We start from the raw sequence: 20726 nt of genomic DNA on the forward strand, positions 1-20726 counted from the left end.
ACGGCTATCGTGCAAAACCCTATTTCAGAATAGAGTAATCCATGACCAAACCGTTCCAGTTTAAAGCCAGCGACGTCACCATTGAAAAACGTGAAACCGTCTTTCAGGGCTTTTTCCGAATGGACAAACTCTGGCTGACACACCCACGCTTCGATGGCCGCACCATGCCGGAATTCAGCCGCGAACTCTTCGTGCGCGGCGACGCCACCTGCGTGCTTCCCTACGACCCCGAACGCGACGAAGTGGTTCTCCTGGAACAGTTCCGCGCCGGCGCACTGGGGCGGGATCAGTCGCCCTGGCTATTGGAGCTGGTAGCCGGCATGAACGAAGACGGTGAGCACAGCGAAGACGTTGCCCGACGTGAAGCCGAAGAAGAAGCCGGGCTCAGCTTCAGCAGGCTGGAAAAAATCTGCAATTATCTGGTTTCACCGGGCGGCACCACGGAAATGGTATACTTGTACTGTGGCATGACCAGCACAGAATCCGCAGGTGGCCTCTACGGCCTGGAAGACGAGCACGAAGATATCCGGGCCCATGTAGTATCCGTAGACGAGGCAATAACGATGGTAAAAGACGGCCGCATCAACAATGCAGCGGCGATTATCGCTCTTCAGTGGCTACAGCTTAACCGGCCGGCGCTGCGCACAAGGTGGCAGTAATGAACCAGTGGGTCATGAAACCCAAACGCTATGTACCGGATCTGAGACAATTCGGAGCCTTGTGTGATGGTAACTACCAGCGCCTGCGTCGGCTGCGTCAGCTAAAGGCCGGTGGAGAGCCCGTGGGCGAAATAGAATTGTATCGGGAAGATACCTACCTGGGGCGCGTTCGTATCCAGGTACTGCAAACCGCAAGGTACACTGAAACCCTCCTGCTCGAGCAGACCCACAACAGCGGGCGCTGGCTGAACAACCCACGGATGACCGTGCGGGTCTACCACGATGCCCTGATGGCGGAAGTGATCAGCTGCTATCGTGATACGCAGATTGCACCGGTTAATGATTACCCCAACCGCTTTATGCATCACCCGGATGAAAAGGTTCAGGTAAACAGCTTTCTTGCGGACTGGCTGGATTACTGCCTGAAGTTCGGCCATCTTCCCCTTGAGTATGCCGCCTGGACAGGCGATACCGCGATACAGAAAACAGGCCAGAAAATACCATGACCACCACGGAAAACGCCCGCCCGCTCCGGGTCTTGCAGCTAACAGACCCCCACCTGATGGCGGGCTCCGACGGCACCTTGCTGGGAGTGAATACCCGTAACAGCCTGAATGCGGTGATTGCCGAGGTTCTTCGCTCCCATGGGCAGCCAGACCTGATTCTGGCAACCGGGGATCTTGCCCAGGATGGCTCGCAAGAAGCTTATCGCTTTCTGGGAGAACGTCTCGGAGCTTTTAACTGCGGCTCTGCCTGGCTTGCCGGCAACCATGATGACGCAGCACGCCTTTATGCCATTGCAGCAGAGTATGGTGCCAGCCAGCGACACATTGTTCAGGGGGGCTGGCAGTTTATTCTTCTGGATTCATCGGTGCCCGGACAGGTATACGGCGAGCTGGCGGAGTCGGAGCTGAGCTTTCTGGCTGAACGGCTGGAGCAGAACCCCGACCTGCCCGCGCTGGTCACATTGCACCATCACCCGGTTGATGTGGGTGCCGACTGGATGCAGGACATAGGGCTCAGGAACCGTGATGCCTTCTGGCAGGTTATTGATCGCTTTCCGCAGGTAAAAGTGGTGCTCTGGGGGCACATACATCAAAACCTGGAGCAACAAAGAAAGGGCGTGCACCTGATGGCCACGCCCTCTACTTGCATTCAGTTTACTTCCGGCTCCCGCAACTTTTCCGTTGAGGAGCAGGCACCAGGGTATCGCTGGTTGGAACTCCAGGCCTCCGGCAGCTTCACAACGGAAGTCCGCCGGGCCCTGGATTTTGAGTTTGAGCTTGAACTGAACAGCTCGGGTTACTAGGCTGCGCGCAACTCTCTGGCCGCAGCCACCACCGCTTCCAGTGCAGGCTTTACTTCTTCCCAGCGCCGGGTTTTCAGGCCACAGTCCGGGTTTACCCACAGACGCTCCGCCGGGATCCGTTCCGCCGCCTTATGCATCAGCTCGGTCACCTGTTCCACTTGCGGGATGTTCGGTGAGTGGATGTCATAAACTCCCGGGCCGATATCGTTGGGGTACTCAAAGCCCTTGAACGCATCGAGCAGTTCCATGGCCGAACGGGATGTTTCAATGGTGATCACATCCGCATCCATACGGGCAATGGCACCGATAATGTCATTGAACTCCGAATAGCACATATGGGTATGAATCTGGGTTTCGTCTTTCACCCCATTGGCGCTGATGCGGAAGGCTTCAATGGCCCAGTCCAGATAGGTTTCCCAGTCTGACTGGCGAAGCGGCAGGCCTTCGCGCAAGGCGGCTTCGTCAATCTGGATAATGCCAACCCCGGCTTTTTCCAGATCCAGAACCTCTTCGCGCACGGCCAGAGCCAGTTGCAGGCACGTATCCTTGCGCGGTTGGTCGTCACGTACAAACGACCAGTTCAGAATGGTAACCGGGCCGGTCAGCATGCCCTTCAGAGGCTTGTCGGTCAGGGACTGGGCGTATTTGATCCAGTCCACCGTCATGGCATTCGGGCGCGAGATGTCACCGAAGAGAATGGGCGGTTTCACGCATCGGGAACCGTAGGACTGCACCCAGCCAAAGCGGCTGAACACATAGCCTTCCAGCTGCTCGCCAAAGTACTCCACCATGTCGTTGCGCTCGGCTTCACCGTGCACCAGTACGTCCAGACCCAGGGCTTCCTGTTGCTCAACGCAGTAGGCAATTTCTTCCCGAATGCGCGCGGTGTATGCGTCCTGGTCCAGATCCCCCTGACGGAAGGCACGGCGAACCTGGCGTATTTCCGTGGTTTGCGGAAAGGAGCCAATGGTTGTGGTCGGAAACTTCGGCAACTGCAAGCGTTCCTGTTGCAGTTTAGTGCGGGTACTAAACGGGCTCTTGCGCTGACCCAGCTCCGGTGTAATCGCGGCCTGAGCACGGGCAACCGCCGGGTTATGAACACGGGGAGAGCCCTGTCGGCTCGCAATCGCTTCACGATTCGCGTCCAGCTCGTTCGCAACACTGTCGCGGCCTGAATCCAGGGCTGTGGCCAGAATGCTCAGCTCATCCAGTTTCTGGCGGGCAAACGCCAGCCAGTTGCGGATTTCAGGGTCCAGAGAGGTCTCTCTTTCCAGGTCAACCGGCACATGCAGCAGCGAGCAGGAAGGGGCAAGCCAGAGGCGATCTCCAAGCTTATCCCGCAGCGGCTCCAGCCAGTCCAGAGTAGCGTTGAGGTCGGATTTCCACACATTGCGCCCGTTAATAACGCCCAGGGACAGAACTTTATGGGGTGGCAGCCAGTCAGCCAGCTGTGAAACCTCAGACTGTGCACTGATGGCATCCAGGTGGATGCCGGCCACCGGCAGTTCGCAGGCCAGTTGCAGGTTCTCCCGCAGCTCGCCGAAATATGTAGTCAGCAGCAGCTTCACCGGCGCGACTTTCAGCTCGTGATAGGCAAGTATGCAGGCGTGTCGCCATTCGGAATCCAGCTCGGTAACCAGGGCCGGTTCATCAATCTGTACCCACTCTGCACCTGCATCGGCCAGCTTTTGCAGCAGCTCACCGTAGGCCAGCAACAGCTTTGGCAGTAGGTCGAGGCGCCTGGAATCGTCCTTTTCCTTGCCCAGCCACAGGTAGGTAACCGGGCCAATGATAACCGGCTTGGCCGCGACACCCTGTGCCCGGGCTTCGGCCAGCTGCTCCAGCAGACGCTCCGGATCCAGGTTGAAACGGGTGTCGGCGCTGAACTCAGGGACAATGTAATGGTAGTTGGTGTCAAACCACTTGGTCATTTCACCGGCGTGCACACTGCAGCAGGCACTGTCACCGGGGGAGCGGCCCCGGGCCACACGAAAATACTCATCCAGTGTTGATCCCTTATCGCTGGCGGCCCGCTCGGGCAGGTTGCCCAACGTTGTGCTCATGTCCAGCACCTGATCGTACAGGGAGAAATCCCCCACCGGCGCCAGGGTAAGGTTGCCCTGTTGCTGCCAGTTCTGCGCCCGCAGCCCGGCGGCGGTTTCGTTTAGCGCGGATTCGCTGGACTCGCCATTCCAGAGCGCTTCCAGGGCAAACTTAAGTTCCCGGCGGGCGCCGATGCGCGGGTAGCCGAGGTTGTGTGTAACTGTCATCCGGAACTCCTGTCTCTCTTTGTCGTTAATGGGTCAGTTGGAGGAGTTGCCAGATTAGCGTTCCGTGTGAATGAATAATAATGGTATTATTTCAGAAACCCATTAACTTCGCTCATGGATTGTCGAATGATTGAACGTAACCACCTGGAAGTGCTCCGGGCTGTGGAGGCCGAGGGCTCTCTGACAGCTGCGGCCAGCCGCCTGCACCTCACCCAGTCTGCTCTCAGCCACTCTGTACGCAAACTCGAGCAGCAACTGGAAACACCGGTCTGGTTGCGGGAAGGCCGCCAGTTACGGCTGACTCAGGCAGGCAAGCATCTGCTGGCCCTGGCAAACCGCCTGTTACCCCAGTTTGAGCATGCCGAAATGCTGATCGGCCAGTTTGCCCGTGGGCAGGCGGGCACTCTGCGTATTGGCATGGAATGTCACCCCTGTTACCAGTGGCTGCTGAAAGTGGTGGGGCCCTATCTTGAGCAGTGGCCTTCCGTGGATGTGGATGTAAAACAGAAGTTCCAGTTTGGGGGCATCGGAGCATTGTTCGGTCACGATATCGACATGCTGGTTACCCCCGACCCGCTGCACCGCCCCGGGCTGGTGTTTGAGCCTGTGTTTGACTACGAGCAGGTTCTGGTCGTTTCTGCGGATCACCCGCTGGCGGAAAAGCCCTGGGCCGAGGCGGCGGATCTGGAACCGGAAACCCTGATTACCTATCCGGTGGCCATTGAACGGCTGGATGTGTTCAATCATCTGCTGGTACCAGCCAACATGCGCCCGGCGCGCCACAAAACCATCGAGACCACCGATATCATGCTGCAGATGGTGGCAGCCGGCCGGGGAGTGGCAGCGCTCCCGCGCTGGCTGGTGGCCGAATACAGTGACCGTCTTGCCATTGCTCCGGTGCAGCTGGGTAAGGCCGGAATCTCCAAGCAGATATTTCTGGGTTACCGTGAGCGGGATGCAGAGGTACAATATCTGGATTCTTTTATGAAGCTGGCACGAGAGGTTCGCTGGCGGTAACGTCTTCGGTTACACTGCGCAAAAAATTTGTCAGGAATTTTCGTTATGAGTGAAACCCCTCCCGATCTGAAATACATTGAAACCCACCAGTGGGTGCGCCCGGATGCCGACGGCACAGCGGTTGTGGGCATTACCGACTTTGCCCAGGAGCAGCTGGGCGATGTGGTTTACATTGGCGTTCCCGAGGTAGGCGAAACGGTAACCGGAGGCGAGGAAGCAGGCGTTGCAGAGTCGGTTAAATCTGCATCCGATGTGTTCAGCCCGGTGACCGGCGAAGTCATCGAAATTAATGAAGTGCTGGAAGACGAACCAGAGAAGGTTAATGAAGACCCTTACGGAGAGGGCTGGCTGTTCCGGGTCCGGCTGGCGGATCAGGGTGAGCTGGATGGCCTGATGGATTCCGATGCCTACGCAGAGCATGTAGAAACTGCTGAATAGATCAGCCAGACCCTGCTGCTTCAGGCCCTGGAGCAGCAGGGTTGATCAGTGTCAGCCCCGTAACGAAATCACGTCCCAGCCCTCGCGGGTGGCATACCCTTCCAGCTTGGGGTCCGGATCCACCGCAACCGGGTTGTCTACCTGTTTCAGCAGTGGCAGGTCGTTGTGGGAATCACTGTAAAACCAGGCGCCCTCAAGACTCTTGCGGTAGGTGTCCAGCCATTCATTCAGGCGGGTCACCTTGCCATCCTGATAACTGGGGGTACCGACAATTCTGCCCGTATAGCGCCCATCACGCATTTCCGGCTCGGTGGCAATCAGGTGCTCAATGCCCAGCACCTCGGCAATGGGCTCAGTCACAAACCGGTTGGTGGCGGTAATGATCATCAGCGTATGGCCCAGATCCCGGTGGCGGTTCAGAAGCGCATCTGCTTTTTCAAGCAGCATCGGGCGCACCTTTTTCTCCATGAAGTCAGCCCGCCATTCCTTTAGCGTATCAACACTGTTAGCCGACAGAGGCTCAAGCGCAAAGGTAATGTACTTCATATAATCCATTTCGCCGTTCAGGTAGTCCTGATAGAAGCGGTCGTTAGCCTCACTGTAGGACCTGGCGTCCACAAAGCCTTCTTCCACCAGAAACTCCCCCCATGCATGATCGCTGTCTCCAGCCAGCAGGGTGTTGTCCAGATCAAATATCGCGAGCGTCAAGCCATTACCTCCAATGAATACCGGGCGTGTGAAAGCCGCTATCTTACCATGGCTGTATACGTACAGCTGCGTTTGCCGAAGTGTTGGGATTCTGTAAGAATGAGTGCAATCTGGAAATAATCTGGCCGGTCTATAACCGATCGGCCCCGACTTTATAAAGAGGACTGTGCCGTGATTGACTCAGACGGTTTCAGACCCAACGTCGGAATCATTCTGGCTAACCCCAGGGGCGAGGTTCTCTGGGCCAAGCGAATAGGGCAGAACGCATGGCAGTTTCCCCAGGGCGGCATCAACGATGAAGAATCGCCGGAAGAAGCACTCTACCGGGAGCTGGGGGAAGAAGTAGGCCTGGGCGCTACCGATGTGGAAATTATCAGTTGTACCCGGGGGTGGCTGCGATACCGCCTTCCCCGAAGAATGGTACGGCATCATTCGCGCCCTCTTTGCGTAGGCCAAAAACAGAAATGGTTCCTGCTGAGGATGTTATCACCCGACGCCCATGTGTGCGTTGATGGTACGAATTCACCGGAGTTCGACGGCTGGCAGTGGGTGAGCTACTGGTACCCGTTGGGGCAGGTGGTTTCCTTCAAGCGTGAAGTGTATCGACGTGCGCTGAGAGAACTTGCACCAAGGCTGTTCCACAGTATGGAGCAGTGGCACCGGAGCGAGCTGAACCGGCGTTTAAAGGAACAGGCGAAATGACGGACTGACACCCCCATGCTAGGCATTCTGCGAAGTCTTGTACAAGAGGTAAACAGCGCCCGGGATTTAACGGAGGCACTGGGTATCATTGTCTCGCGTGTGCAGAAAGCCATGAACACAGAGGTGTGCTCGGTTTATCTGCTCGATCCGGTCTCCAACCGCTATATTTTAATGGCCACCGAAGGCCTGTACCCACAGGCGGTCGGCAAAGTAAGTCTCGCCCACTCAGAGGGTCTGGTGGGGCTTGTGGGTTCCCGCGAAGAGCCCATCAACCTGGAAGATGCCCCATCCCACCCCCGTTACCGGTATTTCCCCGAAACCGGCGAAGAACGCTTCCGCTCGTTTCTCGGGGTGCCCATCATCCACCACCGCCAGGTACTGGGCGTGCTTGTGGTTCAGCAGCGGGAGAACACCCGCTGCTTTGATGAAGGCGAAGAAGCCTTCCTGGTGACTGTCTCTGCCCAGTTGTCCGGCGTTATTGCCCACAGTGAAGCAACCGGGGCCATCAGCGGCCTGTCGCTTACCGGCGAACAGGCCCACGACGTCAGCTTCAACGGCGTTCCCGGTGCCCCCGGCGTAGCTATTGGTTACGGCGTGGTGGTGTATCCGGCGGCCGATCTGGATGTGGTACCGGATAAGCTGACCACCGACATCGACCAGGAACTGGCACTGTTCCAGTCCGCCGTACAGGCAGTGCGTGAAGACATCGAGCAGGTAGCGGAACGGCTGACCTCGCGGCTGCGGCCGGAAGAGCTGGCGCTGTTTGATGTGTATCTGCGCATGCTGAGTGAAGAAGCTTTGCCCGATGAGGTCAGGAGCCGGATCCGGGAAGGTTTCTGGGCCCAGGGCGCGCTCAAGCAGGTAGTGCAGCACTACATCAGCCATTTTGAAATGATGGACGATCACTACCTTCAGGAACGCGCCGTTGATATCCGCGATCTTGGTCGTCGCCTGCTGTCGTATCTGCAGGAAGGTGAGCAGAAAGACCTGAACTACCCCGAAAAAACAGTTCTGGTCAGCGATGAGCTGACGCCATCCATGCTCGGCGAGGTGCCCCGGGGGCGGCTGGTGGGCCTCGTGTCTGTAAAAGGCGCCAGCAACTCCCACGTTGCCATTCTGGCCCGGGCCATGGGGGTGCCCACGGTGATGGGCCTGGTAGACATTCCCGTTAACCAGCTCGATGGCAAAGAACTGATTGTGGACGGGTTTGACGGGCGCATTTTTTCCTCCCCGTCTCCGGATCTGCGGTCATTTTTCCAGACCATCCGCGACGAAGAGCGTGAAATCGACCGGGGTCTGGAAGCACTGCGGGACCTGCCCTGCGAAACCACTGATGGCCACCGGGTGCCACTGCTGGTCAACACCGGCCTGATGACCGACGTTGTCCGCTCTTTGTCCCACGGAGCCGAGGGAATCGGGCTTTACCGCACCGAAGTACCCTTCATGATCAAAGACCGCTTTCCTTCAGAGCAGGAACAGCGGCAATACTACCGGGACCAGCTGGAAGCCTTTGCGCCCAATCCGGTAACCATGCGTACTCTGGACGTAGGGGGCGATAAAGCGCTGACCTACTTCCCCATAGAAGAAGAAAACCCCTTTCTGGGCTGGCGGGGCATCCGCGTTACTCTGGATCATCCGGAAATCTTCCTGGTACAGGTAAGAGCCATGCTCAAGGCCAGCGAAGGCCTTAATAACCTGCAGATCATGCTGCCCATGGTCAGCAATATCTCCGAGGTGGAAGAGTCTCTGCATCTGGTTTACCGGGTTTACCACGAGGTGCGGGAAGAAGGCTTTGAGATTCACATGCCCAAGGTGGGCGTGATGATCGAAATCCCGGCGGCAGTGTACCAGGTACGAGAACTGGCCGACCGGGTAGACTTTCTCTCCGTCGGCTCCAACGACCTGACCCAGTACCTGCTGGCGGTTGACCGTAACAACCCGAGGGTGGCGGGGCTGTATCACTCATACCACCCGGCTGTATTGCAGGCCCTTGTACGGGTGGCACAGGACGCCCACGCAGCGGGCAAGCCTGTGGGCATCTGTGGCGAACTGGCCGGAGATCCGGGAGGTGCGTTGTTGCTGATGGCTATGGGTTACGATTCCCTGTCCATGAACGCCGCGAGTCTGCCCAAGGTGAAGTATGTTATCCGCAGTGTCAGTCGGGAGTGGGCGGTGCGCCTTTTGAAAGACGTGCTGTTGCTGGATTCGCCCCACGTGATCAAGAGCTGTGTGGATCTGGCCTTGCGCAACGCCGGCTTCGGGCGTTATCTGCGGCCACACCAGACCAAAGCCACCACCACGCCGCTGGCAAGCCAGGCTCTGTCACAAAACTAGTGTGCGCACTCTAAACCGGGTTGTTACTGTACACACTGACAACTCAGAAAGGCCGTTGTGGTTATTTACCCGGAGTAAGGATGGCATATGAACGCACCAGCAAGTCCCAGACCTGCAGCTCGTATCGGGCTTGCCCTTGGCGGCGGCGGGCCTTTGGGGGGCATCTATGAGATAGGTGCACTCCGGGCACTGGATGAATCCCTTGATGGGCTGGATTTCAACAACCTTGATGTGTACGTCGGCGTTAACGCCGGCTCGTTTGTGGCCGCCAATCTGGCAAACCAGTTAACAACCGCCCAGCTGTGCCGGATTTTTGTGCGCAATGAGGCAGACGTTCACCCGTTTCGCCCGGAGGTTTTCTACCGCCCGGCACTGAAGGAAATAGTCAGCCGCGCTATGGCAATACCCGGGCTGGTTACAACCGCCATGGGCCGTTTAGCCCGCAACCCCAATGATCAGAGCCTGCTTGAGGCCCTGGCAGTGCTGGCCCAGGCGGCGCCCGCCGGACTGTTTGATAACGAAGGCCTGCATGAGTACCTTCTGCGCGCCTTTTCCATGCTGGGGCGCACGAACGACTTCCGGCAGTTAAAGCGCAGCCTTTATATTGTTGCCGCAGATGTGGAAAGTACCGAGGCTGTGCGTTTTGGTGCCCCCGGATACGATCATGTGCCTATCTCCCGGGCTATTCAGGCAAGTACCGCGTCACCCGGGCTGTATGTGCCTGTGCAGATCGATGGCCGGTACTATGTCGATGGCACATTGCGTAAGGGCCTGCACGCATCCGTGGCCTTTGAAGACGGCGCCGATCTGGTTTTTGCCGTCAACCCACAGGTGCCCATAGATGCCAGCAAAGCTGTGCGGGCCGGTACCATGGCGCCAGGGGAGCTGACCCGCTCGGGAATGCCGAACCTGCTGTCACAGATGTTCCGCACCATGGTGTATTCACGCATGACCTCCGGGATTGCCCAGTACGCCACCGACTACCCGGACAAAGAGCTCATCCTGTTTGAGCCTTCCCGGGACGACACCAAACTGTTTTTCTCCAACGTATTCAGTTTTCAGTCACGCCGGATGATCTGCGAACACGCGTATCAGATGACACGCCGGGATCTGCTCAAACGGGCCGACACACTCGAGCCTGCACTGGCAAAATACGGCATTACGCTGCGGCGGGATCGGCTGGCAGACACAGAGCGCACCATCAGCACCACGCTTTACGGTGAAATGTTGCCTTTGTATGCGGCCAGGAATCTGAAGAAAAAGCAGGCAGGGAAGGGCAGGTTAATGAACCGTCTCAGGCGTGCCGAACACGCCTGAGACGGTGGTCTCCGGTCGGAACCGGCATCTCAGAGAATATAACGGCTCAGGTCTTCGTCTTCTGCCAACTCTCCAAGCTTTTCATCTACGTAATCAGCGGTTACTTCAAAGGCTTCGGTGACGCCATCACCGGCATCAAAGGTCAGGCTTTCCAGTAGTCGTTCCAGAACCGTATGCAGGCGCCGGGCACCGATGTTCTCGGTAGACTCATTTACCTTCCAGGCAATTTCCGCAATGCGGGCAATGGCTTCCTGGTTGAAGCTGAGTTTAACGCCTTCTGTGGCCAGCAGAGCTTCATACTGCTGGATCAGAGACGCATCCGGCTCGGTGAGAATGCGCTTGAAATCATCCGGCGTAAGCGCCTGAAGCTCGACACGGATAGGCAAGCGGCCCTGAAGCTCGGGGATCAGGTCTGAGGGCTTGGTCAGGTGGAACGCACCCGAAGCAATGAACAGAATATGGTCCGTGCGCACAGAGCCGTATTTTGTGCTCACCGTGCTGCCTTCAATCATCGGCAGAAGGTCCCGCTGAACCCCTTCCCGGGACACATCCGACGATGTGTTTTCTGAACGCTTGGCAACCTTGTCAATCTCGTCCAGAAACACAATGCCATTCTGCTCTACCGCAAGAATGGCTTTCTGCTTGATGGACTCCTCATTCACCAGCTTACCGGCTTCTTCTTCCTTCGCCCGCTTGAGGGCATCGGCCACCTTCATTTTACGGCGCTTGGACTTATCAGAAGCCATATTGGAGAACATGCTCTGGAGCTGGCTGGTCATCTCCTCCATACCCGGCGGTGCCATAATTTCTACGCCGGCGCCGGAGTTGCTCAGATCAATCTCGATTTCTTTATCGTCCAGCTCACCTTCGCGCAGCTTCTTCCGGAACATCTGCCGGGTAGAGGAGTCCTCTGGCTTCTGGCTGTCTTCTTCAAAACTTCTGGCCGGTGGAATCAGAGCATCCAGAATGCGCTCTTCAGCGGCATCCAGGGCTTTCTCTTCATGGCGCTTCATTTCCTGAACGCGCAGCATTTTAACGGCCATATCCGCCAGATCGCGGATAATGGATTCCACATCCCGGCCAACGTAGCCCACCTCGGTAAACTTGGTGGCTTCCACCTTCAGAAAAGGCGCATCCGCCAGTTTGGCCAGACGACGGGCAATCTCGGTTTTACCCACACCAGTGGGGCCGATCATCAGAATGTTTTTAGGGGTAACTTCATCACGCAGGCTGCTGTCCAGCTGCATCCTGCGCCAGCGGTTGCGCAGGGCAACGGCCACGGCCCGCTTGGCCTCCTGCTGCCCCACAATGTGCTTGTCGAGTTCGTGAACTATTTCACGGGGTGTCATTGCAGACATGGTTACTCCGAATCGGTCGTTTTAGAGGGGGCGTCGGTGGAAAGCACCTCAATGGTGCGGTTATGGTTGGTGTAAATGCAGATATCGGCAGCGATATCCAGGCCCTTCTCTACAATCTCGTGCGCAGAAAGGTCGGTGTTTTCCAGCAATGCCCGCGCACTGGACTGGGCAAAAGGACCACCAGAACCAATGGCGATCAGTCCCTGCTCCGGTTCGATCACATCGCCGTTACCGGTAATGATCAGAGAGGCGGTTTTATCGGCCACTGCAAGCAGGGCCTCCAATCGTCGCAGGGCCCTGTCGGTGCGCCAGTCTTTGGCCAGTTCAACCGCCGCCCGCGTGAGATTGCCCTGGTGCTTTTCCAGCTGGGCCTCAAAACGCTCAAACAGGGTAAAAGCATCGGCGGTGCCACCGGCAAAACCGGCGATAACCTGGCCGTTGTACAGGCGGCGGACCTTACGGGCGTTTCCCTTCATGATGGTATTGCCCAGGGAAACCTGGCCGTCGCCACCCAGGGCAACTTCGTCATCGCGTCTGACGGAAAGTATGGTAGTCATTTGGGCTCCAATTGCCGGATTAAAAATCGGTATTGGCCAGTTATGGAGGCGTGCCGGAAGAATTCAAGTGGTTTAAGCCACCCGGGAGGGTGGCTACCCCTGCTTGGGTACTTTGCGGATAAGCGGCTGAATGTTGATCGACACCAGCTTATCAATGGCCGAGCTCATCTGGCTGCGGGACGGGAAAGGGCCGACATTCACCCGGTACCAGATAGTGCCACTGTCCAGTTCGATACGCTGAACACTGGCCCGCAGACCCTGAAAGGCAATTTGCGCCCGCTGGCGCTCGGCATCTTCTTTGGTGCGAAAAGAGCCGGACTGCACCAGGTAGTTAAAATCCTGCTTGCTCGGGCCAGGGGTGTACTCGTCCACTTCCGGCGGCACCACTTCCGATTCCGGCAGCATTTCATAAAACCGGAAACCGGGTTTTTTCTTTTCCTGGCTGGCGGTCTGCTCCGCCGGCGGCTGGGCCGGCTTCTCAACAACCGGTGGCTGTTGCGGATCACCGCCGGTGGGTACGGAATTCAGGTACACAATAAACCCGATAAAACCGCCCACAGTGGCCAGAGACAGAACCCACTTGAAAGACAAGCCTCCCCGCTGTGCCCGGGCCGGCGGCGGAGCCGGCTGCGAGCGCTTTTTCGGGGTACGTGCCTGTTTGGCGGGCTTCTTTTTAGCGGTGGCCGAAGGCGCACCTGAGCGTTTTTTACGAGCGTAATCCCGGGACATTGTATGGTTTACATCTCTTCCGGTGCACTGACACCCAGCAGGCCCAGGCCGTTCGCGATCACCTGGCGCACGGCCAGATAAAGGCTTACACGGGCATCACGCAGGGCCGTGTCTTCAATCAGCACCTTGTGGGCGTTGTAGTATGTATGAAACTGGCCCGCCAGATCCCGCAGATAATGCGACAAATGATGCGGCTCGCGCTGGGCGGCCGAGTTGGCGATCAGCTCCGGGTACTTCGCCAGCTGGTTTGCCAGGTCTTTCTCGGCATCCAGGGTGAGCAGCGAAAGATCTCCTGCACAGTCGTTAAACCCACGCTTAACGCCTTCGGCTTCCAGTTTGCGCAGCACACTGCAAATACGGGCGTGAGCATACTGAATGTAATACACCGGGTTTTCATTGGTCTGGGAGCGGGCCAGATCAATATCAAAGGTCAACTGGGAGTCGACCCTGCGAGCCGCCAGGAAAAACCGGGTGGCATCCCGGCCCACTTCATCAATCAGGTCGCGCACAGTAACGTAGCTGCCGGCCCGCTTGGAGATTTTTACTTCCTGCCCGGAGCGGGTCACCATCACCATCTGGTGCAGAACGTAATCCGGCCAGCCCTGGGGAATGCCGGCATTCAGAGCCTGCAGCCCGGCACGTACCCGGGTAATGGTGGAGTGGTGATCAGCACCCTGTTCGTTGATTACCGTGGTAAAGCCACGCTCCCATTTGTTCAGGTGATAAGCCACATCCGGCAGGAAGTAGGTGTAGCCCCCATCCTGCTTGCGCATCACCCGGTCTTTGTCATCGCCAAATTCCGTGGTTTTCAGCCATAGGGCACCGCCGTCTTCGTAGGTGTAACCATTTTCCTGCAGGCGCTTAACCACTGCCTCCACTCTGCCATCTTCATAGAGAGACGACTCCAGGAAGTACACATCAAACTCAACGCCAAAGGCTTTCAGGTCTAAATCCTGTTCCCGGCGCAGGTAGGCTACGGCAAATGCCCGAATGGCATTCTGGTCATCCGGATCTGCTTTGGCAGTGACCTCACGGTCGTCCGCAACCACGGTTTCGCCAGCCAGGTAGGCATTGGCCACATCGGTAATATAGGCGCCGCGGTAACCGTCCTCCGGCCAGCTCTCATCCTCGGGAGAAACGCCTTTTACCCGGGCCTGCACAGACAACGCCAGATTGTCGATCTGGGCGCCGGCATCGTTGTAGTAAAACTCACGGGTAACATCATAGCCGTTTGCTTCCAGCAGACGACACAGGCAATCGCCAATGGCCGCACCCCGGCCGTGGCCAACATGCAACGGCCCGGTAGGGTTGGCGGAAACAAACTCCACCTGAACCTTCTTGCCCTGGCCAGCCTTATTGCGGCCGAACTGCTCCGCCTCATCCAGAATAGTGTTAACTATGCTGAACGCACTGGCGGTGCTCATGAAAAAGTTGATAAACCCTGGCCCGGCAATTTCCACCTTATCCACGGCATCGCTTGGTGGCAGGGCCGCCACCAGAGCCTCAGCCAGCTGTCGTGGCGGACACCCGGCTGCCTTGGCGGCAGCTAGCGCAATGTTACAGGCGTAATCACCGTGGGACTTATCCTTGGTGTTGCCCACCTGCGGTGTAAAAGCCTGGTCGGCTGGCAGAGTGCCTTCAGATTGAAGAGTTGCCAGTGCGGACTGGAGCAGATCGGATACGGTCTCTTTCATGCTGTGAGATGGCTCGGGTTAATAAAATGAGGAGGCGGCAAGCAAAAACGCCCACCGGAAATTCGATGGGCGCTATTATCGCGGAAAGTGGTTTTGTAAGCAAAAAGCCCGGCGGTGCCGGGCTTATTCAAAAGAGATGAAGGCTAGAACTGATACGTTTCTTTAATGTAGTCAGTTGCAGGTAGCGGAGCATCAGCCGGAGGTGTCACTGTTACAGACAGCTCTATATCCAGAGTTGTTTGCTCAATAATTGTAACTCCGCCTGATCCATCCGGAATTTCTATTTCTTCCACTGTCTCGGCTGGCCGTACCTTGGTACACGCGGTGTAGCCAGGACGAGCCAGCAAGCTGCTGCTAGAAGGGATAGAGTTGCTCGATGAGGCGTTGTTAATAAACTCGCCCTGAGTCAGCGAAAAGAGGATTCCTGTGCCAGAAGGCGGAGAGAATCTGTCAGTTTCATTTGGCAAATTAACCCAGGTAGTTGCGCAGTAGGTATTTGACTCTGGGTCAATGCTACCTCCGGCTGGGACTGTTCGTTCCATTAAAACCTGCACATTGTCGGAGCTAGACATCAGCATATTGGTGAACGCTTGGATTTCTCCGGTACCTGCAGGCTGTCCGCTGGCGTCAGCCTCGCGTCCGTGTGTGTATGCCTCAATTGTTGCAAACGTATCGTCGACATTAAGGCTTTCCCAAATCACCGTGCATCGGCCGTTATCATCAAGCACACACTCAGGATCGATAGACCCTTGGTCGGTTTTAAAGTTAACGATTGTATTGCCTCGGAGGCGGTTGCCGTTAACATCAGCAGCTAGCACTGTCAGCTCAACCTGTATACCATTCTTCCCCGGCTGAGTGTCCGGAGCAAAGTTGCTAGTGCTAAGAGAGAACCGCTCTGCGAACGGCAGCTTTGAATTTACCGCAATTGGCGCAGAGTAAGTCTCCAAGTTCTCATGACTGGCGATGACTCGGAAGACACTATTTTGAGCGCCTTTTTTGGCTTTAACTGTAACGGTTACGAAACCGTCGTCATTAGTTTCGGCTATTGTAGGCGTTAGAGCGATTCCAGAAACTGCCGGATCATCCAGGCGGAACGAAACTTCTTTATTGGCGAGATTAGCTCCATTACCGTTTTTGTTTTTTAGCTGGAACTGTATGACTGAAGTGGACGTTCTATCCTCATAGGTTCCATCATACTCGCCCGGCGCAATTGAGTTGGGCTCGGGCTGGCTTGCAGTAAGGGAGTGCGCGACACTGTTTTTATCGAGGCTGATACTGGCTTTAGCTTTGGCTAAAGGACCATCAGAGCCTGTTAATGTTGCTTTAACGATGTCTTCTTTGACGGTTCCACATGTTTGTGCAGTGTAAAGTACCTCTGCGTATCCATTGCTCAATGAGAGGTTGGTGGCAGCAAAAGGACTATCAGACCCTACCACACCTTCGCAAGTCGAGCTTAGTTCAACAGACAGGGGGATTCCTGTCAGTGGCTTTAGTGTATCTGCCTCATCCACAAGAGAGAGATAGAGTCTAGTTTGCGCACCAACTGGAAGGTCTGATGTTCGCGATTTACCGATTTCACCACGGGTAAATTCGCCGGTGTCAAAATGACCCAGTAGAAGAACTTGCTCGACTTTCGGAGAAATTTGGATAGGTACGGATGCGACTTCGTTGGTACCGGTGATTCGGCCATACAGCGTGTCAGTGCCAACGCAGCCTTGCGCACGGTAGGTACTGATCAGCTCACCAGACTCTGTATTGCCTGTGCTCTCAATGGTAGCTAAGTCGGAATCGAGGCAGGTCGAGAAGAACTCGACAGAGCTTTGGAAGCCTGTTAGTTGCTCAATGAAAGTGCCGTTATCATCCACCTTAGCGATGACTGAGCGGATTTCGCTGGTTGGCTCAGGTTCTTTGTTGTAATCCAGTTGGGACCTGCTGGCAGCTAGACTGTCTGTGAATCGTCCTGACCCATCGTAAGAGCCTATAGCCAGCTTGGTGTCGGATACATTGATGTCGACGTTAGCCTTCAGTGTGTTCTCGCCATTAAGGAATACCACTACATTGTCGGTGCCCAAACAATCGGGTGAGGCATTATAGGTTGCCAGTATGGCGCCACTTTGTGTGCTATTCGTACCCGTTACAGATGCCCGGTTTGCGTCTATGCACATGGAGGTGAATTGAACATCGTAGGGTTTAGCACTTGCTGGCTCACCATCGATTTGGATATTGACAATCAGGTCGGTCGACGCCTCGCCGTCCGCATTCAGGGTCAGAGCTGGGTTAATGGCGCGGATTTTTCCGGATTGGAATTCTCCTTTGTCATCTAAGGAACCCACTTTAATGACAGGCTCAGGGGGCTGAACAATCGGAGTGTTGGTAAAGGTCACCTGTGCCAGCTTTTCACTGTCATCGTTCAGTTTGGCGAAGAGAGTGTCTTCGCCGACGCACTGGGGACCTGGGGTGTAGGTTGCGCGAATCTCTCCCGCTTCGGTAGAAATATCGCGATTGTCCATGGATGCCCAGCCAGAAGAGATACAGGCAGAGAAGAAGGAAACATTGTGTTCGAGACCGACTAGCGGACTATTGCTATTGTTCTGGTCAACAATTGAAAGGGTAACGCTTGCTTGTCCTTTTTCTTCATCACCGATAATAAGGCTGGTTGAAGGGGAGACCTCAATGCTGCCAGAAACAAAGTTGCCACCGGCGCCAGTTCCGATACTGGGATCAGTGGTCGGCTGAGGGTTTAGTTCAATGGGTAGAGACACCCGGACATCATCTGAGCCATTAAGTCTTGCTGTAATGACATCCTGGCCGCCACTACTTGTCAAACATGCTGGGGAAGCTGTGTATTGTGTGTACACAAAACCCTCCGAGCCAGAAACAGAAGGGGAGTTGAAGGAAGCATCACCTGCCACAGAGCAAATGGACGAGAAACTTACGGAATTGTCGCTTTGCTTTATCAGATCACCGCTTTGAGGGTCGATGATACGAGTGTCAATGGTCGCGGTCTCGCCAACCGTCAGGCTGGAAGAGGTTGCCTGCAAAGGTGCCAGAGCTGCTTCGGGAGCCCAAGCTTGGTTTTGAAGCGTCACTACCGCTTCCGCCTGCAGGGTGACAGTGTCTGTTGTCAAAGTTGCGGTAATAACATCAATCTTGTCACTGAGAAGCTCAGCGCATTCTGCGGTTGGTGTGTATGCTGCAATGACTTTCCCCTGGCCGCCGGAAACATCGCTGGGACTGATGCTTGCAACCCCCGAGTTTGTACAGATCGATTCAAAGGACACGCGATTGGTTTCGTCTTTAATGACTCCGAATGCATTCGAGGGGTCCACAATGGATACGGATATCCCTGTGGTCTCTCCCGCCATCAGGGTGTCATCAATTACGGCGATTCGACCACCTCTGAAACTGACGAACGGGTCACTTGGTGTGGATGTAAAAGCACCAAAAGCAAGTTTTTGGGAGTCGCTTTGTGCCTCAAGTGTAACTTTCGTCTCTATATCGGTTAGGTCATTACCATTGAGTCGAGCTGTGATGATATCTGAACCGCCATTGCTTACGCGACAAGCCTCTGTTGCGTTATAGGTGGCGAGCACTTTTCCCTCGGAGCCAGAAATAGTTGTTTGGTTGAAGCTACCTTCACCGGAAACGGAGCATATCGATGAAAACGTAACTTTGTTTTCACTGTTTTTGATCAGATTTCCCTCTTGATCAACGATCTCTACGGCCAAGCTGGCGACATCTCCAACAGAAATGGTGTTGGGAGTGGCTACCAAATTGGCAAGCTGATTTTTTGGCGCAAGATCCTGGCTCTGAACTCTGATAGAGCCTTGAGCTGTCAGTTCACCCTCATTCGTGGATAGCGTTGCGGTTATTACATCCTCTCCATTAGGAGCCTCCGTAGCGCAGTCTTCGTTAGGGGTGTATTTTGTTAAAATTGTGCCTTCAGAGCCGGATATTTCGCCCAAATCGAAGGTCGCGTAGCCAGATTTGCTGCAGACGGAAGAAAAAGAGACGCTGTGATCTTTGTTTCTAACAAGAGCAAAGTTGTTGGAGGGGTCAACGATTGAAACCGAAATTCCCGTGGAGCTATTTGCAGTGATGCTGTTGTTGGGAATTGTAATTTCCTCAGGACGGAAGGTGCGTACTTCTTCTGAAGTTGCTGGGTCGATACTTATATCCAGCGCACCGAAGGCCAAATTGTTGGAGCTGGCTGGGTTCAGGACGGTGATATCCCAACTTGCCTCAGAAACAACTACTTCGCCGTCGAGAAGACGTGCGGTAATAGTATCTTTGCCATTGAAGGTGGGGGGGTGACAGGAGGCGGCTGCAGAATAAACACTGACTAACCGTCCTTCTTTTCCGCTGACCTTTTCAGGCTGGAATGTAGCCCAGTCAGAAGCACTGCACACGGATGAAAGCGCGACGGTATAGCCCGTATCTTTAAGAATGTCGCCAGTATCCGAGTTGATGATTTCCAGGGGGAGGGACAGCTCTTCTCCAACATTAATAGTCTTGGGGAGAGTGTCGGAGAATTGGAGGGCTGTCTTGCTCTTTGACAGTTTAACCTTGGTAATAGCCGTCACATCTTTGCTGTCGTTGAGGCGTGCAGTAATGATATCTTCATTTTCAGGCTTACCGGCTAGGCATTCAGGGTCAGGATTGTAGCGGGTTTGTACCTTGCCTTCAGATATTGTGATTTCTGGTTTACTGAAGTTGGCTGAACCGGAGACAGAGCAAGTAGAGCTGAAAGTAATCTGGTTTTCACTTTCCTGAATGAGGTTTCTGTCAGCATCAACGAGAGAGACCCAGAGATTCACGCTGTCTTGATCGCCACTCTCAACGGTAATAATGTCGCTTGGGAAACTGCGGCCGATCTCGTTCGGCTTGAAGGATTGAGGCTGCCCTTCATCGCCGAAGTAGCCGAGAGAAATCGCCGGTGTAGAAGACGAGTCCTGAGTTTCTAGAGTGACATCAATGGTACGGATGATGTCATCGCTGCCTTTAAAGCGGGCTGAAATAGTGTCTTTGCCCCCAAAATCTTTTAAGTTCTCCACACAACTGGGGCTTGGAGTGTAGGTGGTGAGCACATACCCTTCTGAGCCGGCCACTTCTTTGGGGCTAAATAATAATTCACCTGGAGGCAGCGAATTTTCACAAACCGAGCCGAAGATAACGCTATTGCTGTTTGTTAATGCAGGGTTACCATCGGCGTCAAGAATTGTAACTCTAAGGGAGGCGGATTCTAATGTAGTTTCACCGAGTGTCAGGGTGAATTCGCCCTCTACGCCATCAGCTGAGATTGGGCCAAGCGAGTAGGTGGGAGAGGTGTTAGCATTGCCTTCGCCGCCTGTGCTTCCGGAATCATTACCGTTATCCGGAGTCGAGTTGTCACCTGTGCCTGTGCTCGGCTTCGACTCATCGCCGCCAGTATCAACAAGAGGCGTAGAATCATCATCCCCCCCACAAGCAGCCAAAAACATCGCCAACGATAACGCCGACGCACGCGCAAGAAATTTCCCTGACATTATTTAGTCTCCAGTTTCCGTTACAGCACAAGCCCAGAGCGGATGCTCACCGCGCTATGTTTGCAAGCTGAGGGGCTTTTACAGGCTAGGATTATAGTTTGCGGAAAAT

Annotated in this window: 15 protein-coding genes; 8 read left to right on the top strand and 7 right to left on the bottom strand. The window is 55.4% G+C overall.

Features of this window, described 5'->3' with window-relative positions:
- The first annotated feature begins 41 nt into the window (after window positions 1-41).
- From FFI95_RS14605 to cpdA, 3 genes are read left to right on the top strand one after another with little or no spacing between them, the layout of a single operon-like run.
- Window positions 42-659 (top strand): NUDIX domain-containing protein, encoded by a 618-nt coding sequence (locus FFI95_RS14605; protein WP_144823769.1) that lies wholly within the window; start codon window positions 42-44, stop codon window positions 657-659.
- Window positions 659-1165: a DUF1249 domain-containing protein gene (locus tag FFI95_RS14610; RefSeq protein WP_144823770.1), complete on the top strand. Its 507-nt coding sequence runs from the start codon at window positions 659-661 to the stop codon at window positions 1163-1165. Before FFI95_RS14605 ends, FFI95_RS14610 begins: the two co-directional genes overlap by 1 nt.
- Complete coding sequence (gene cpdA / locus FFI95_RS14615) at window positions 1162-1968, top strand: 3',5'-cyclic-AMP phosphodiesterase (RefSeq protein ID WP_144823771.1); 807 nt, start codon at window positions 1162-1164, stop codon at window positions 1966-1968. Before FFI95_RS14610 ends, cpdA begins: the two co-directional genes overlap by 4 nt.
- Here cpdA and metE read toward each other — a convergent pair.
- The gene (gene metE, locus FFI95_RS14620; RefSeq protein ID WP_144823772.1) at window positions 1965-4238 is read right to left on the bottom strand and encodes a 5-methyltetrahydropteroyltriglutamate--homocysteine S-methyltransferase; all 2274 of its coding nucleotides are present in this window, start codon (window positions 4236-4238) and stop codon (window positions 1965-1967) included. The genes cpdA and metE overlap by 4 nt on opposite strands.
- A gap of 126 nt (window positions 4239-4364) precedes the next feature.
- Between metE and FFI95_RS14625 the strand changes: the two genes are divergently transcribed.
- Together FFI95_RS14625 and gcvH are read left to right on the top strand one after the other, a co-directional pair.
- A complete protein-coding gene (locus FFI95_RS14625) occupies window positions 4365-5255 on the top strand; it encodes a LysR family transcriptional regulator (protein ID WP_144823773.1) in 891 nt (296 codons plus the stop codon).
- A 45-nt stretch (window positions 5256-5300) separates the two neighbouring features.
- Window positions 5301-5693 (top strand): glycine cleavage system protein GcvH, encoded by a 393-nt coding sequence (gene gcvH / locus FFI95_RS14630; RefSeq protein ID WP_144823774.1) that lies wholly within the window; start codon window positions 5301-5303, stop codon window positions 5691-5693.
- A 51-nt stretch (window positions 5694-5744) separates the two neighbouring features.
- On the opposite strand, the gene FFI95_RS14635 is transcribed toward gcvH, so the two are convergent.
- Window positions 5745-6401, bottom strand: a complete 657-nt coding sequence (locus tag FFI95_RS14635; RefSeq protein ID WP_144823775.1) for a histidinol-phosphatase — start codon at window positions 6399-6401, stop codon at window positions 5745-5747.
- A gap of 171 nt (window positions 6402-6572) precedes the next feature.
- Here FFI95_RS14635 and FFI95_RS14640 point away from each other — a divergent pair, with 171 nt between their 5' ends.
- The 3 genes from FFI95_RS14640 (at window position 6573) to FFI95_RS14650 (ending at window position 10754) form a co-directional block, all read left to right on the top strand.
- A complete protein-coding gene (locus tag FFI95_RS14640; protein ID WP_144823776.1) occupies window positions 6573-7103 on the top strand; it encodes an RNA pyrophosphohydrolase in 531 nt (176 codons plus the stop codon).
- A gap of 15 nt (window positions 7104-7118) precedes the next feature.
- Window positions 7119-9437 carry a phosphoenolpyruvate--protein phosphotransferase gene (ptsP, locus tag FFI95_RS14645; RefSeq protein WP_144823777.1) on the top strand — a complete coding sequence of 773 codons (2319 nt, stop codon included), beginning with the start codon at window positions 7119-7121 and terminating at the stop codon, window positions 9435-9437.
- Window positions 9438-9524: 87 nt separating this feature from the next.
- Window positions 9525-10754, top strand: a complete 1230-nt coding sequence (locus tag FFI95_RS14650) for a patatin-like phospholipase family protein (protein ID WP_144823778.1) — start codon at window positions 9525-9527, stop codon at window positions 10752-10754.
- A 29-nt stretch (window positions 10755-10783) separates the two neighbouring features.
- Here the strand turns inward: FFI95_RS14650 and hslU are convergent, their stop codons facing one another.
- From hslU to FFI95_RS14675, 5 genes are all read right to left on the bottom strand, one after another.
- Window positions 10784-12112, bottom strand: coding sequence for an ATP-dependent protease ATPase subunit HslU (hslU, locus tag FFI95_RS14655; RefSeq protein WP_144823779.1), 1329 nt, complete (start codon window positions 12110-12112; stop codon window positions 10784-10786).
- Between the two features lie 2 nt (window positions 12113-12114).
- A complete protein-coding gene (hslV, locus tag FFI95_RS14660) occupies window positions 12115-12669 on the bottom strand; it encodes an ATP-dependent protease subunit HslV (protein ID WP_144823780.1) in 555 nt (184 codons plus the stop codon).
- A gap of 93 nt (window positions 12670-12762) precedes the next feature.
- Window positions 12763-13398: an SPOR domain-containing protein gene (locus FFI95_RS14665; RefSeq protein ID WP_144823781.1), complete on the bottom strand. Its 636-nt coding sequence runs from the start codon at window positions 13396-13398 to the stop codon at window positions 12763-12765.
- An 8-nt stretch (window positions 13399-13406) separates the two neighbouring features.
- On the bottom strand, window positions 13407-15092 hold the full coding sequence (argS, locus tag FFI95_RS14670) for an arginine--tRNA ligase (RefSeq protein ID WP_144823782.1): 1686 nt from the start codon (window positions 15090-15092) through the stop codon (window positions 13407-13409).
- Between the two features lie 143 nt (window positions 15093-15235).
- Window positions 15236-20617, bottom strand: coding sequence for a hypothetical protein (locus FFI95_RS14675; protein WP_144823783.1), 5382 nt, complete (start codon window positions 20615-20617; stop codon window positions 15236-15238).
- Between the last annotated feature and the right edge of the window lie 109 nt (window positions 20618-20726).

This window comes from Marinobacter piscis, assembly GCF_007671655.1.
GTDB lineage: Bacteria > Pseudomonadota > Gammaproteobacteria > Pseudomonadales > Oleiphilaceae > Marinobacter > Marinobacter piscensis.

What these genes read in the sequence shown, in the direction of transcription:
- FFI95_RS14605 (WP_144823769.1), top strand. Translation starts at nt 42, where the DNA reads ATGACCAAACCGTTCCAGTTTAAAGCCAGCGACGTCACCATTGAAAAA.
- FFI95_RS14610 (WP_144823770.1), top strand. Translation starts at nt 659, where the DNA reads ATGAACCAGTGGGTCATGAAACCCAAACGCTATGTACCGGATCTGAGA.
- cpdA (WP_144823771.1), top strand. Translation starts at nt 1,162, where the DNA reads ATGACCACCACGGAAAACGCCCGCCCGCTCCGGGTCTTGCAGCTAACA.
- metE (WP_144823772.1), bottom strand. Translation starts at nt 4,238, where the DNA reads ATGACAGTTACACACAACCTCGGCTACCCGCGCATCGGCGCCCGCCGG.
- FFI95_RS14625 (WP_144823773.1), top strand. Translation starts at nt 4,365, where the DNA reads ATGATTGAACGTAACCACCTGGAAGTGCTCCGGGCTGTGGAGGCCGAG.
- gcvH (WP_144823774.1), top strand. Translation starts at nt 5,301, where the DNA reads ATGAGTGAAACCCCTCCCGATCTGAAATACATTGAAACCCACCAGTGG.
- ptsP (WP_144823777.1), top strand. Translation starts at nt 7,119, where the DNA reads ATGCTAGGCATTCTGCGAAGTCTTGTACAAGAGGTAAACAGCGCCCGG.
- FFI95_RS14650 (WP_144823778.1), top strand. Translation starts at nt 9,525, where the DNA reads ATGAACGCACCAGCAAGTCCCAGACCTGCAGCTCGTATCGGGCTTGCC.
- hslU (WP_144823779.1), bottom strand. Translation starts at nt 12,112, where the DNA reads ATGTCTGCAATGACACCCCGTGAAATAGTTCACGAACTCGACAAGCAC.
- hslV (WP_144823780.1), bottom strand. Translation starts at nt 12,669, where the DNA reads ATGACTACCATACTTTCCGTCAGACGCGATGACGAAGTTGCCCTGGGT.
- FFI95_RS14665 (WP_144823781.1), bottom strand. Translation starts at nt 13,398, where the DNA reads ATGTCCCGGGATTACGCTCGTAAAAAACGCTCAGGTGCGCCTTCGGCC.
- argS (WP_144823782.1), bottom strand. Translation starts at nt 15,092, where the DNA reads ATGAAAGAGACCGTATCCGATCTGCTCCAGTCCGCACTGGCAACTCTT.
- FFI95_RS14675 (WP_144823783.1), bottom strand. Translation starts at nt 20,617, where the DNA reads ATGTCAGGGAAATTTCTTGCGCGTGCGTCGGCGTTATCGTTGGCGATG.